This is a genomic window from Pseudonocardia phyllosphaerae, from assembly GCF_046546475.1.
Lineage (GTDB): Bacteria > Actinomycetota > Actinomycetes > Mycobacteriales > Pseudonocardiaceae > Pseudonocardia > Pseudonocardia phyllosphaerae.
The window spans coordinates 131,782-145,232 of the sequence record NZ_JBKGXS010000005.1 but is presented as its reverse complement, the minus strand read 5'-3'; the positions used below and the strand labels follow the sequence as shown (position 1 = coordinate 145,232).

The 13,451-nt window shown below is 73.2% G+C and carries 13 protein-coding genes; 6 read left to right on the top strand and 7 right to left on the bottom strand.

Annotation, left to right across the window (positions count from 1 at the left end; translation table 11 throughout):
- Positions 1-61 precede the first annotated feature (61 nt).
- A complete protein-coding gene (locus ACLE50_RS12765) occupies positions 62-658 on the bottom strand; it encodes an Rv1733c family protein (RefSeq protein ID WP_410943711.1) in 597 nt (198 codons plus the stop codon).
- 307 nt (positions 659-965) lie between these two features.
- On the opposite strand from ACLE50_RS12765, the gene ACLE50_RS12760 reads away from it, so the two are divergent.
- The 4 genes from ACLE50_RS12760 to ACLE50_RS12745 all read left to right on the top strand — a co-directional run bounded on the left by ACLE50_RS12760 (position 966) and on the right by ACLE50_RS12745 (position 4,518).
- A complete protein-coding gene (locus ACLE50_RS12760; protein ID WP_410943710.1) occupies positions 966-1,532 on the top strand; it encodes a L,D-transpeptidase in 567 nt (188 codons plus the stop codon).
- A gap of 69 nt (positions 1,533-1,601) precedes the next feature.
- Complete coding sequence (locus ACLE50_RS12755; RefSeq protein ID WP_410943709.1) at positions 1,602-1,883, top strand: metal-sensitive transcriptional regulator; 282 nt, start codon at positions 1,602-1,604, stop codon at positions 1,881-1,883.
- Positions 1,884-1,917: 34 nt separating this feature from the next.
- Positions 1,918-2,121 carry a heavy-metal-associated domain-containing protein gene (locus tag ACLE50_RS12750; RefSeq protein WP_410943708.1) on the top strand — a complete coding sequence of 68 codons (204 nt, stop codon included), beginning with the start codon at positions 1,918-1,920 and terminating at the stop codon, positions 2,119-2,121.
- A 9-nt stretch (positions 2,122-2,130) separates the two neighbouring features.
- Positions 2,131-4,518, top strand: coding sequence for a heavy metal translocating P-type ATPase (locus tag ACLE50_RS12745; protein ID WP_410943707.1), 2,388 nt, complete (start codon positions 2,131-2,133; stop codon positions 4,516-4,518).
- A 341-nt stretch (positions 4,519-4,859) separates the two neighbouring features.
- Here ACLE50_RS12745 and ACLE50_RS12740 read toward each other — a convergent pair whose 3' ends face one another.
- From ACLE50_RS12740 to ACLE50_RS12715, 6 genes are all read right to left on the bottom strand, one after another.
- Positions 4,860-5,321 carry a DUF4234 domain-containing protein gene (locus tag ACLE50_RS12740; protein WP_410943706.1) on the bottom strand — a complete coding sequence of 154 codons (462 nt, stop codon included), beginning with the start codon at positions 5,319-5,321 and terminating at the stop codon, positions 4,860-4,862.
- A 389-nt stretch (positions 5,322-5,710) separates the two neighbouring features.
- The gene (gene msrA / locus ACLE50_RS12735) at positions 5,711-6,223 is read right to left on the bottom strand and encodes a peptide-methionine (S)-S-oxide reductase MsrA (protein ID WP_410943705.1); all 513 of its coding nucleotides are present in this window, start codon (positions 6,221-6,223) and stop codon (positions 5,711-5,713) included.
- Positions 6,224-6,468: 245 nt separating this feature from the next.
- Complete coding sequence (locus tag ACLE50_RS12730) at positions 6,469-7,659, bottom strand: AI-2E family transporter (protein WP_410943704.1); 1,191 nt, start codon at positions 7,657-7,659, stop codon at positions 6,469-6,471.
- Between the two features lie 39 nt (positions 7,660-7,698).
- The gene (locus ACLE50_RS12725; protein WP_410943703.1) at positions 7,699-8,652 is read right to left on the bottom strand and encodes a LysR family transcriptional regulator; all 954 of its coding nucleotides are present in this window, start codon (positions 8,650-8,652) and stop codon (positions 7,699-7,701) included.
- Positions 8,653-8,705: 53 nt separating this feature from the next.
- Complete coding sequence (locus ACLE50_RS12720) at positions 8,706-10,106, bottom strand: MFS transporter (RefSeq protein ID WP_410943702.1); 1,401 nt, start codon at positions 10,104-10,106, stop codon at positions 8,706-8,708.
- A 219-nt stretch (positions 10,107-10,325) separates the two neighbouring features.
- Complete coding sequence (locus ACLE50_RS12715) at positions 10,326-12,026, bottom strand: AMP-binding protein (RefSeq protein ID WP_410943701.1); 1,701 nt, start codon at positions 12,024-12,026, stop codon at positions 10,326-10,328.
- A 105-nt stretch (positions 12,027-12,131) separates the two neighbouring features.
- Here ACLE50_RS12715 and ACLE50_RS12710 point away from each other — a divergent pair, with 105 nt between their 5' ends.
- Together ACLE50_RS12710 and ACLE50_RS12705 are read left to right on the top strand one after the other, a co-directional pair.
- Entirely contained in the window at positions 12,132-13,025 is an 894-nt protein-coding gene (locus ACLE50_RS12710; protein ID WP_410943700.1) for a helix-turn-helix transcriptional regulator, read from the top strand.
- 49 nt (positions 13,026-13,074) lie between these two features.
- Positions 13,075-13,449 (top strand): ArsR/SmtB family transcription factor, encoded by a 375-nt coding sequence (locus ACLE50_RS12705; RefSeq protein WP_410943699.1) that lies wholly within the window; start codon positions 13,075-13,077, stop codon positions 13,447-13,449.
- The last annotated feature ends 2 nt before the right edge of the window (positions 13,450-13,451 follow it).

The window sequence follows — 13,451 nt, the reverse complement described above, 5'->3', positions numbered from 1 at the left end:
GTCAAGTGTGGGGCACGCCACATTGACCCGCCACCCCAGGGGGAGTATCGGAGCCCTCCGGTCAGGCGCGGCGGCGCCCCGACCACTCGGGTTCCACTGCGGCCCAGCCCAGTTCCCACGCCCGGTCCAGCCGCGTGCCCGTCCAGCGGACACCTCCCCGCCAGCACAGGGCCAGCAGCAGACTCGAGCCGACGAGCGTCAGCAGCCCGGCGGTGACCGCGACGACGATCGCGTCGCCGTCGGTGGTCGGCGGGGCCGTGAGGGCACCGCTGCGGTCGGTCCACAGCAGCACCTGGTCGCCGACGTCGGAGAACGCACCGAGCGCGGTGTCACCGGTGCGCGGGCGTCCGTCCGGCCCGGGCCAGCTCACCGTCGCCGCCTGCTGCCCGGCCTGCAGGTCCGCGAGCGAGGAGGCCCTGTGGACGACGACGCCGCGGACCGGGATCCGGGTGCCCTTCTCCGCGGCCGCACGCTCGTGCACCGGCTCGTACGACGACCAGGCCGCGAGCGCCGCCAGGACCAGGCCGCATGCCGCCACCAGCCCCAGGACGACGACGAGCACGTCACGCCAGCGGGTGGCGCGGCGGTGCATGCGGACGGCCTCGGACACCGCTGCGTGCGGTCCGTCGGTGCGGCCGGGCCCGGGTCCGGTTCGCATGCAGTCCTCCTGCCGTTCACAGCCGCCTCGGTCCGGCGACCACCTGTGGGCGTGGTCCGACGTCCTGACTACCCGGTGGTAGCGCGTGGTGATGCACCGGTGCGGCCGATATCACGCCGGTGGACGTACCGCCCGCCCGTTCGCCCGTTCGGCGCGGCGTTCGATCCGTTCGCCGCGCCGCCCCACCAGGGGGCAACCCGGAGGATCCGGACACGTCTGCATCATCGAGACGCCACCCGCACGGGTGACGCGGCACAGCACACACGAACCGGCGGGTCCCCGGCCGCCGGACATGCGAGGAGTACCGATGCGCGAGCACCCCCGAGCCCGCCGGACCGTGATCGGCGCCCTCGTGCTGGCCGCCGGGATCGGCCTCAGCGGGACCGCCGTCGCGGCCACCGCCGAGTCCGGCCCCAGCAAGGCCGCCCGTGCGGCGTGGGCCGAGTCGGCCGCGCCCGGCACACCCTGCTCGGTGTCGGTGCGTGCGTGCGTGGACCTGGAGACCCGGCAGGCCTGGCTGGTCGACAAGGGCAAGGTCGTGCGCGGGCCGCTGCGGGTCACCATCGGCGGCAAGGGCCAGGAGACCCCGGTGGGGCACTCGTTCCGGGTGTACCGCAAGGAGCGCGACCACCGCAGCGGCGAGTACAAGGGCCCGGACGGGCGTCCGGCGCGGATGCCGTACACGGTGTTCTTCGCCGACGGCGGCGTCGCCTTCCACGGCGGCAACCTCAACCGCGCCTCGGCCGGCTGCGTGAAGCTGGGCCCGAAGGACGCGCCGGCGTTCTTCGACTTCCTGCAGGTCGGGGACAAGGTCCAGGTCGTGCACGGCTCGGTGGAGCGCAAGGAGCGGGCCAAGGCACACGGCGGACGGTGACGCGCATCCCTGGCACACCCCTACCCCCCAGGGGTACGGTGGAGGCGTAGTGCACGAGGGAGGACCGGCGTGAACGGATACCACGACGCCAAGGACGCGTACCTCAAGCGGATGAGCCGCATCGAGGGACAGGTCCGCGGGCTCACGAAGATGATCGAGTCGGACAAGTACTGCATCGACGTCCTGACCCAGATCTCGGCCGTGAACAAGGCGTTGGAGGCCGTCGCCCTCGGTCTGCTCGACGAGCACCTCAAGCACTGCGTGGCCGACGCCGTCGCCGAGGGCGGCGGCATGGCCGACGAGAAGATCAGCGAGGCCAGCGCCGCGATCGCACGGCTGGTCCGTTCCTGATCCGACCGCTCCCCCACGCGAGGAAGGACAGCCCATGAGCGCCGCCACCTACACCGTCACCGGCATGACCTGCCAGCACTGCGTCGCCTCGGTCACCGAGGAGGTCTCCGAGATCGACGGCGTCACCGCCGTCGACGTCGACCTGCCGACCGGCGCGGTCACCGTCACCAGCGATGCCCCCCTCTCCGACGACGCCGTCAAGGCCGCCGTCGAGGAGGCCGGCTACCAGCTGGCCTAGGAGGCCGCCGTGACCAGCGTCCAGCAGCGTGACGGCGCCCCGCAGCACGAGGTCGAGCTCGCCATCGGCGGGATGACCTGCGCCTCGTGCGCGAACCGCGTCGAACGCAAGCTCAACAAGCTCGACGGCGTCTCCGCCACCGTCAACTACGCCACCGAGAAGGCGACGGTCTCCACGCCGTCGGGGCTCGGCCTCGACCGGCTGGTCGAGACCGTCGAGGCGGCCGGCTACACCGCCACCCCCGCCGGTACCGGCGAGGACACCGACCCCGACGCCGAGGTCCGCTCGCTGCGGGACCGGCTCGCCGTCTCCGCGGTGCTGTCGGCGGTCGTGATCGTGCTGTCGATGGTGCCCGCCTGGCAGTTCACGAACTGGCAGTGGGCGGCGCTGGTACTGACCCTGCCCGTGTGGGCGTGGGCCGGCGCCCCGTTCCACCGGGCCGCACTCACCAACGCCCGGCACGGCGCCGCGACCATGGACACCCTGGTGTCGCTGGGGACGACGGCGGCGATGGGCTGGTCGCTCTACGCCCTGTTCCTGGGCACGGCAGGCATCCCCGGGATGCGGCACGCGTTCACGTTCACCATCGAGCGCACGCACCACGCCGACAGCATCTACCTCGAGGTCGTCGCGGGCGTCATCACGTTCGTGCTGGCCGGGCGCTGGGCCGAGGCCCGCGCCAAGCGCCGGGCCGGGGCCGCGCTGCGGGCGCTGCTGGAGCTGGGGGCGAAGGACGTCGCCGTCCTCGGCGACGACGGCACCGAGCACCGCGTGCCGGTCGAGCGGCTCGCCGTCGGCGACCGGTTCGTCGTGCGGCCCGGCGAGAAGATCGCCACCGACGGCGAGGTCGTCGAGGGGCGGTCCGCGGTCGACGCGTCGATGCTCACCGGCGAGTCGCTGCCGGTGGAGGTCGCGGCCGGGGACACGGTCGTCGGGGCCACGGTGAACGCCGGTGGCCGGCTGGTCGTGCGCGCCACCCGCGTCGGGTCCGGGACCCGGCTCGCGCAGATGGCCCGCCTGGTCGAGGACGCGCAGAGCGGCAAGGCCGCCGTGCAGCGCCTCGCCGACCGGATCTCCGGCATCTTCGTGCCGGTCGTCATCGTGCTGGCGCTGGGCACCCTGGCCGCCTGGCTGGTGCTCGACGGCGACGTCACCGCGGCGTTCACCGCCGCCGTCGCCGTACTGATCATCGCCTGCCCGTGCGCGCTCGGTCTCGCGACGCCGACGGCGCTGCTGGTCGGCACCGGCCGCGGCGCCCAGCTCGGCATCCTGATCAAGGGCCCGGAGGTGCTGGAGTCGACGCGGCGGGTGGACACCGTCGTGCTGGACAAGACCGGCACCGTCACCACCGGGACGATGACGCTGCACGGCGTCTACACACCCGACGCCGTGGGCGCCGCGGGCCTCGGGCACGCGGGGTCCGGGGACGCTACGGACCTCAGGGACGCGGGCTCCGTGGACGCTGCGAGCTCCGGGAACGCTGCGAGCTTCGAGGACGCTGCGGGCTCCGGCAGTGCCGCCGAGGTGGCCGAGGCGACCGCACTGCGGCTCGCCGGGGCGTTGGAGGCCGCGTCCGAGCACCCGGTCGCCGCCGCGATCGCCGCGGCCGCGGCCGAGCGGACCGGCCCGCTGCCCGCGGTCACCGGGTTCGCCAACCACCCCGGGCTCGGCGTCGAGGGCGTCGTCGACTCCCACGACGTGCTCGCCGGGCGCCCGCGGCTGCTCGCCGAGCACGGGATCGCCCTGACCGGTGAGCTGGCCGCGGCCGCCGAGCGGGAAGCCGCCGCCGGGCGCACCGCCGTCGCCGTGGCCTGGGACGGCGTCGCCCGCGCGGTGCTCGTCGTCGCCGACCGGATCAAGGACACCTCCGCGGAGGCCGTCGCCGGGTTCCGCGACCTGGGGATCACCCCGATGCTGCTGACCGGGGACAACCGGGCCGTCGCCGAGTCGGTGGCCCGCGAGGTCGGGATCGCCGCGGACGCCGTCGTCGCCGACGTGCTGCCGGAGGAGAAGCTGGCCGTCGTCGAACGGTTGCAGGGCGAGGGGAAGGTCGTCGCGATGGTCGGCGACGGCGTCAACGACGCCGCCGCCCTGGCCCGCGCCGACCTCGGACTGGCCATGGGCACCGGTACCGACGTGGCCATCGAGGCCTCGGACATCACCCTGGTGCGCGGCGACCTGCGCGCCGCGGTGGACGCGATCCGGCTGTCCCGCAAGACACTCGGCACGATCAAGAGCAACCTGTTCTGGGCGTTCGGCTACAACACCGCCGCGATCCCGCTGGCCGCGTTCGGGCTGCTCAACCCGATGCTCGCCGGTGCGGCGATGGCCGTCAGCTCGGTGTGCGTGGTGCTCAACAGCCTCCGGCTCCGCAGCTTCCGCGCACACGCCGTCTGATCGCCGGCCCAGGCGTCCGGCTGTCGTCGCGGCGCACCCCGCGCGGTCGCCCCCTGTCCACGCCGTCGCCGTGATCACCGATTCCGAGGGGTTCGGTGCCAGAAGTGGCACCGAACCCCTCGCAGCTGCCGATCATGGGCTCGGCGCCGCCACGCGCACCCGTCCGGCTCACAAGATCACCGTTCTGCCGGTGTCCGGTGCCACATACGGCACCGATCACCGGCAAACCGCCGATCATGGGCGGCTCCGGGCCATGGGCAGCCCATGATCACCACATCCGAGGGATCCGGTGCCGGAAGTGGCACCGGATCCCGCACGGCCGCTGATCATGGGCGCCGCGGTCAGCCGGCCAGCAGGACCTGGGTGCCCTCGGGGACCGCGTACGCCTCGGTGATCTTGTTCAGCTCGCCCTGGTAGTACAGGACCTGCAGGCCGAACACGAAGCAGAGCAGCAGGCCGATCACCGGGTTGCAGGTGACTGCGATCCCCGCGGAACGCTGGGCGGCGGCGATCCGGTTACCGGTGTTGTAGAACGAGATCAGCGTCGCGATGCCGGTCCAGCTCAGGAACAGCAGCACCAGCATCGGGCCCGCGACGGGCTGCGTGCGGCGCGGGTCGAAGTCCGCCATCTCGCGGTGGATCTTGTAGTACCAGACGAGGCTGTAGATCCCGAGTGTGATCAGCGGCAGGCCCAGCCACACGGCGACCGGGCCGCGGCACTTCATCGCGGCGCCGGTAGCGCCCCAGCCGGGTCCCGTCAGCTCGCCCGGCCGCCACGGCGCGACCTCGACGTCGCTGATCATGGACGCGCGGCAGCGCACGGGGAGGCCGGGCAGACGAGATCACCGTTCTGCCGGGCATCGGTGCCACGTCCGGCACCGGACACCGGCAGATCGCCGATCATGGGCAGCCCACGAGCCACCGGATCAACGCGGCAGAGGACGTCGCCGCCGGAGATGGGACCGAACCCCTCGTCGCGGCCGATCATGTACGGCGAGCGGCCCCGGACACGCGAACGGGCCGGGGCGCGAGCGAACTCGCGGCCCCGGCCCATCAGCTCGAGGTCCGGCCCGTCGACTCGCGGCCCGGCCCATCAGCTCGAGGTCCGGCCGATCAGCTCGCGGTCCGGCCCGTCGACTTGCCGCCCGGCCCATCAGCTCGCGGCCCCGGCCACCTGTGGTGGCGACGAGCGTCAGCTGGACGCGGCGGTCCGCCTCGGCAGGACCCATCCCGGACGCGGGAAGTGGCAGGTGTAGCCGTACGGGAACTTCTCCAGGTAGTCCTGGTGCTCCGGCTCGGCCTCCCAGAAGTCCCCGGCCGGCACGACGTCGGTGGTCACCCGGCCCGGCCAGAGACCGGAGGCGTCGACGTCGGCGATCGTGTCGAGAGCGACCTTCCGCTGCTCGTCGGTCAGGTAGAAGATCGCCGACCGGTAGCTGCGGCCGACGTCGTTGCCCTGCCGGTCCTTGGTCGACGGGTCGTGGATCTGGAAGAAGAACTCCAGGATGTCGCGGTAGGAGATCACCTCGGGGTCGAAGACGATCTCGACGGCCTCGGCGTGGTCGCCGTGGCGGCGGTACGTGGCGTTCGGCGTCCGGTCGTCGCCGGTGTAGCCGACGCGGGTGGACACGACCCCGGGACGCTTGCGGATCAGGTCCTGCACGCCCCAGAAGCACCCGCCCGCGAGTACGGCGGTCTCGGTCACGTCTGCACCTCCTGCTCTGTGGTTCCGCTCCGGTCAACACCACGACGTCCTGCGGTGTTCCGCCGCGGAGCCGACGAGAGATCCGTTACGCCGAGCATACGAGCGTCGGGGGACCTTCGGCCCTACGACGGGCTCCCCCGCCTGCCGACACTCGTCCCCGGACCGGCTCGCCCGCCTCGAGCGATGCCCCCGACCCGGGGCGGACGGGCCGGTCCTGCACGTCCGGGCCCCGCGCGGCGGCCGGCTCACTCCGTCGCAGGGACCGCGCCCTCGCCGGTGTCGTCCGAGTCCTCGGCCCCGGTCTCGTCCGCCGGGGGCGCGACCGACTCGTCGGCCGGCTCCGGGTCGGGCACCGTCGGGTCGTGCCGGTCGATCTGCTCGCCCAGGTAGCGCAGCAGCACCGCGACGACGGCAGCGACCGGCACCGCGAGGAACGCGCCGCCGATCCCGCCCAGCGAGCTGCCCGCGGTGACCCCGAGCAGCACGACCGCGCCGTGCAGCTTGAGGCTCTGCCCCTGCAGGAACGGCTGCAGGACGTTGCCCTCGAGCTGCTGCACGACCACGATCAGGATCAGCACCAGCAGAGCCGTCGTCAGGCCCTTGGTGACCAGCGCGATCAGCGCCGCGAGCGCCCCGGCGACCACCGCACCGACGATCGGGATGAACCCACCGAGGAAGGTCAGCACGGCCAGCGGCAGCGCCAGCGGGATGCCGAGGACCAGCAGCCCGATCCCGATCAGGATCGCGTCGATCGCGCTGACCAGGGCCTGTACCCGGATGAACCCGCCGAGCACCGCCCACATCCGGCCGAGCACCTCGGCGATGTGCCGGCCCGCGCGCGGCCCGACGACGCCGACCAGCCACGGCACGAACCGCGGGCCGTCCTTGACGAAGAAGAACGCCAGCACCAGGGCCAGGACCAGGTTCAGCAGCCCGGACGCGAACGCCGTCACCCCGGTCAGCACACCACCGGCGATCGAGCTCGCGGACTGCTGGAGCTGCTGGGTGCCCTGGTCGAGGATCTGGCCGAGCTGACCGTCGCCGAGGTTGAACGGCGGGCCCTCCAGCCAACCCCGGATCTGCCCGATCCCGGCGACGACGCCGTCGGCGATCTGCTGGGTCTGCTCGGCGACCGACGGTGCGATCGCCACGAAGATCCCCGCGACGACGCCCACGGCCACCAGCAGCACGATCGCCGCGGCCAGCGCGGCGGGCACCCCGCGCCGGATCAGCCAGCCCGCCGGGGGGCGCAGCACCGTGGTCAGCAGGATCGCCAGCACGATCGGCCAGACGATCGACCAGAACAGGCCGATCACGTAGCCGATGATCACCAGCCCGAGACAGATCAGTGCGAACCGCAGGCTCCAGCGGGCCAGCCAGGTGACGCCCGTCCCGATCGCCGCGCCGCGCGTCCGCTGCGCGCCGTCCTCCATCATCAGACCCCGTCCGGTGCTCGTGTGTGCTCCGGACGAACCCTATCCGCGGACGCCCGCTCCGGCTGCCGGCGCCACGGCGTCGGCCGTCACGGCCTCGTCGAGCCGCGGCGTCGCGATCCGCCGCGCGATGGACACCAGCTCCCCGGCCAGCAGCGGCAGCGGGTCCGCGGACGGCAGCACCAGCGCCACCGGCGCCTCCACGGGCAGGTCGTCCAGCGGGACGGTCGCCACCCCGGCGGGCCACGCCAGCGAGCGCGCCCACACCTCGGGCAGCACGCTCACCCAGCGCCCGGTCGCGACGTGCGAGACCAGCGCCACCAGCGAGTCGGTCTCCAGCCGCGGGGTGACCTCCATCCCACGGCGGGACAGGGCGTCGTCGAACAGCTCACGGCTGCGCATGCCCTTGTCCAACAGGCACATCGGCAGGTCCAGCAGGTCCTGCCACTCGGGCGGGTCCTTGCGGCCGGCGAGCAGTGCCGTGCCGGCGATGAGGACGAGGCGCTCGTCGTAGAGGTGCAGGACCTCGAGCTCGGCACCGGGGTTCTCCGGCGGGTGCACGATGGCCGCGTCCAGCTCCAGGCGCCGCAGCCGCTCGAGCAGCTCGCCCGAGCCGAGCCGGGTGTCGAGCCGGACCCGGACCAGCGGGTGCGCGGTGCACAGCGGGTCGGTGAGCAGGGTGGCGGTGCTCGTCGCGGCCGGGATGACTCCGAGGCGCAGCTGCCCGGTGAGACCGTCCTTGAGCGCCGCGACCTCCTGCTTGAGGGAGTCGTGGTCGGCGAGGATCCGGCGGGCCCACCGTACGAGCCGCTCCCCCTCCGGCGTCAGGCCGTCGAAGCGGTGGCCGCGCCGCACCAGGGGGACCTTGAGCTCGTGCTCGAGCTTGCGGATCGCCTCGGACAGGGCCGGCTGGGACACGTGACAGGCCTGCGCGGCGCGGGCGAAGTGCCGCTCGCGGGCCAACGCCACGAAGTACTCGAGCTGGCGGAACAGCATGCGTCATTCCACCACGCGCTAACGCGTCACCGCGCAGGGTCCTCGCCGCCGGGTCAGTGCTCCGCGGACGGCGAACCCCCCAGGTCACGCCCTGTGTCGGACACGCTCCGCACCTTCGGAGCCGATGCCCCTTCCGAAGCAGCAGATGCGGACTCGGAGTCCGTGAGGGAGCCCGCGGAGGACGGCGTCGTCGGGTACGACGAGGACTCCTCGGGAGGAGGGGGCGGCGACCCGCCGGAACCCCGGACGTGGCCGCGGCCACGGGCGGCACCGCGCTGGCGGACCTCCTCCTGGTGCGCGTGGCGGGTCCGCAGGATGCTGCTGGCCAGCGCGGCCAGGCCGACGATCACGACGCCGAGCACCGCCATGCTGACCAGCAGGACCGGGTAGGGCGCGGCACCGGAGCCGAGCGCGAGCAGCAGCGGCGTGAGCAGCCCGCCGTGTGCGAGACCCTGGTAGATCGAGGTCGCCGAGGACAGCCCGTCCTTCGGCGCGAGCCGCTCCATCTCGCGCAGCCCGGCGGCGAGCACCAGGCCGTAGCCCGACCCCAGCCAGGCGGCGGCGAACACCACCAGCCCCGGGGAGTCCCAGGCGGCGGCCCAGGCACCCACGCACAGCCCGATCACGACCATGATCAGCGCGAAGAGAATGGCCCGGGCGCTGCCCTCGCGGTCGATCCGGACCGCGATCGGCTGCGAGATGATCCCGACGCCGAGCGTCACCGCCGCGACGATCCCGCTGAACAGCGGGGCGTAGGACGCGACCTTGTCCGCGACCAGCGACGGCAGCACGACGTAGGCGACGGTGGCCGCGGCGAACACCGCGGGCCCGGCGGGCAGCACGATCCGGCGGAACCGCGGATGCCGGATGGCCTCCCAGTTCACACCCCGCTTGCCGTGCGGGACCAGATGCGGCGGGACGCCGTCGGGCAGACCGCGCAACGCGAAGTACGCACCGAGGGTCAGCGCCGCGTGCACCAGCACCGGGATGATCGCCGGGTAGGGCAGGAACTGCATCATGATCCCGGACGCCAGCGCACCGCCACCGAAACCTCCGGCGGCGGTCAGCGTGGCGCGGCGGGCGCCGGCCCCGGGCGGACCGTGGCCGACCGACAGCTCACCGACCCAGGCCGTGCCCGCGGAGAGGATCACCCCGCAGGACAGGCCGGTGACGAAGCGGCTGATGAAGACCGCGGTCTGGCCGAGCTCCCCGAACGGCGTGGCGGCGCTGAGCAGCAGGCTCGCGCAGCAGGACAGCAGCAACGCGTGCTTGACGATCTTGCGGCCGTGCCGGTTCGACGCAGGCCCACCCCAGAGCAGGGCCGGCAGCAGGCCCAGCAGGTAGATGCTGAACATGGCCGCGACCCGCAGGCTGGACCAGTGCTCGTCGAGGCGGTACACCGTGGCCATCGGCGTGAACTGGTTCACACCCCAGGCTCCGACGAACACAGCCATGGCGGCGCGTACCCACGGCCGTCCGGCTAACTGCAGCATTCTGCGGGCGGCCCTTTCCTCAGGAACGAATGAAGGATCGGGCGCCACGAGATCGCGCCCGATTTTCCGCGCGACCTCGGCAGCGCGCGCTTCCGACGGTATGGGCCGGACCGGTGCGCGTCAAAACGTTCTATCCGATACCCCGACAGGCCCCGCCTATGGCCGCAACTGCGGAACCGATCACGACTTCAACTCCGGAAATGCGTCGTCGCGCCACTCGGTGACAGCCACGCCCTCGGCGTCGTCGCGTTCGCGGGCCCGCAGTTCCACCCGCCGGATCTTTCCGGAGATCGTCTTGGGCAGCTCGGAGAACTCGAGCCGCCGCACCCGCAGGTACGGCGCCAGATTGTCGCGCGTATGCCGGAAGATCGCCAGTGCCGTTTCCCGATCGGGCGTGAAGCCGGGCGCGAGGGCCACGTAGGCCTTCGGGACGGCGAGGCGCACCGGGTCCGGCTGCGGCACGACCGCGGCCTCCAGCACCGCCGGGTGCTCGACGAGCACGCTCTCCAGCTCGAACGGCGAGATCTTGTAGTCGCTGGCCTTGAACACGTCGTCGGTGCGCCCGACGTAGAACAGGTAGCCGTCGTCGTCGCGGGTCGCGGTGTCGCCGGTGTGGTAGAAGCCGCCTGCCATCGCGTCGGCGGTGCGCTCTGGCATGTCCAGGTAGCCGGCCATGAGGCTCACCGGCCGCTGGGCGAGGTCGATGCAGATCTCGCCCTCGCGCTCGGAGACCTCCCCGGTGGCCTCGTCGACCAGGACCACCGGGACGCCCGGCAGCGGCCGGCCCATCGACCCGGGCTTCACGACCTGGCCGGGGGTGTTGCCGACCTGGGCGGTGGTCTCGGTCTGGCCGAACCCGTCGCGCAGGGTCAGCCCCCACTGCCGTCGCACCTGCTCGATGATCTCCGGGTTCAGCGGCTCCCCGGCCGCGATGACCTCGCGCAGCGACCCCGGGCCGCCGGACAGGTCGGCCTTGATCAGCATCCGCCACACCGTCGGCGGCGCACAGAACGTCGTGACGGCCTTCTCGCGGAGCTGGGCGAGCAGCGCCGCGGCGTCGAACCGGGCGTAGTTGTGGACGACGATCGTCGCCCCGGCGATCCACGGCGCGAAGAAGCAGCTCCAGGCGTGCTTGGCCCAGCCGGGCGAGCTGATGTTGAGGTGCACGTCGCCGGGGGCGATGCCCAGCCAGTACATCGTCGAGAGGTGCCCGACCGGGTAGGAGACCTGGGTGTGCTCGACGAGCTTCGGGCGGCTGGTGGTGCCGGAGGTGAAGTAGAGGAGCAGCCGGTCGTCCGGGGCGGTGCCGGGGTGCTCCAGCGCGGAGTCGTCGGGCGAGTCGACGTCGGTGTAGCCGGTCCAGCCGTCCGCGGAACCGCCCACGGCGATCGCCACCCGCCCGTCGAGCAGGCCGTCGAACTTCTCCGCGCACGCGACGTCGGCGACGACGAACCGCGCGCCGCCCCGCTCGAGGCGGTCGGGCAGGTCGACGGCGCCGAGTGCGGTGGTCGTCGGCATGATCACCGCGCCGAGCTTCATCACCGCGAGCATGGTCTCCCACAGCTCGACCCGGTTGCCCAGCATCACCAGCACACTGTCCCCGCGCCGCACGCCGAGACCGGCCAGGCCGCGGGCCAGCCGGTTCGACCGGCGGCGCAGCTCGTCGTAGGTCCAGGCGCCCTCGCTGCCGTCCTCCTCGACGATCCGCAGCGCGGTGCGGGTGTCGCCGTCGGCGATCACGTCGAACCAGTCGTGCGCCCACTGGAACGGACCGTCGAACTCCGGCCACCGGAAGTCGGCCACGGCCTTGTCGTACTCGTCGTGCTGGGCGACGAGCCGGTCCCGGGCGTCGCGATAGATCTCGTGGTTGGTGGCCGGCATCTGCTGCGCTCCTCGTCGAGCTCGGGCTACGGTCGCCGAGCAGCATGGTCGGGCCCGGGAGGACCGCGGTACCGACCGAAGTCGGTACGGCGCGAGGAGGCGACGGTGACGATCGATGCCGGTCCCCCGCGCCCGGACGTCCCCCACTCCGACGGCGCCGGCTCCGACGGCTCCGACGACGCCGTGCGCCGCGCCGTCGACGAGGTCCTGCCCCGTCACCTGGCCGAGTTCGGCCGCCGCACCGGACTGCCGGTGGTGTTCGGCGGCAGCACGCACGCCGTCGCCGGGGAACGGCAGCTCACGATCAGCCGGCTCAGCGGCACCTACGGCGAGTCGCTGCGGCTGCTCAACGTCGTCGCCGGGCGCGGCCTCGGCGGCGCGGCGATGGTCCGGGCGATCCCCTGCCGCGTCACCGACTACGCCTCCACCACCGGCATCACCCACGACTACGACCACGTCGTCGTGGGCCGCGAGCGGCTCACCTCGATCCTGGCCCAGCCGGTCGTCGTCGCCGGGGCGGTGCGGGCGGTGGTCTACGGCGCCGTGCGTGACGACGGCCCGATCGGCGACGTCGCCGTCCGCAACGCCGTTGCCGCGACCGCCCGCTTCGGCCACGAGGTCACCGGGCTGCTGGCCCGGCGGGCCCGGCCCGAACCCCTCGCGCCCACCGCGGCCGGGGCGCTCGACGAGCTGGCCGAGCTGGCCCGCAGCACCGGCGACCCCGCGCTGCGCGCCCGCCTCGCCCGGATCCACGACGAGCTGACCGGCCGTAACCTCTCTCCCGCACCGCAGCCGGGCGTTCCGGGCCCCTCGCTGACCCCGCGCGAGGTGCAGGCGCTGCGGCTGGTGGAGACCGGTGCGAGCAACGCCGAGATCGCCGCCGAGCTGGGGATCACCGTGGTGACGGTGAAGGCCTACCTGCACTCGGCCATGCGCAAGCTCGACGCAGGAAACCGGGTCCGGGCGGTCGTCACCGCGCGGACGGCCGGGCTGCTCTGAACGCGGGTCGGCTGTTCGGTTCCCCCGGACCCCGTTACACTCCGACGTCATGTCGCCGAGTGATGACACGTCGTTCCGGGTTGGGCGCGACCCCGACCTGGCCTTCGACGCGCTCGCCGACCCCATCCGCCGCCAGATCCTCGCGGTGCTGTCCGAGACCGAGTCCTGCAGCGCGGGCGAGCTGGCCGAGCAGATCACGACGGTCGGCCGCACGGCGGTGTCGACGCACCTGCGGGTGCTGCGCACGGCCGGGCTGGTCCAGGAGCGCCGCGAGGGCCGCTACCGGTACTACTCGATCGAGCCCGGTGGCGCCGCCGCCGATGTCATCGCGTTGCTGCGCACACTGTTCCGCTCCTCGCTGGACGACGCACGATCGGCCGCCGAGGACAGCGCGGCCCGGCCCGTGCGCGACGCCGCCGGATGACC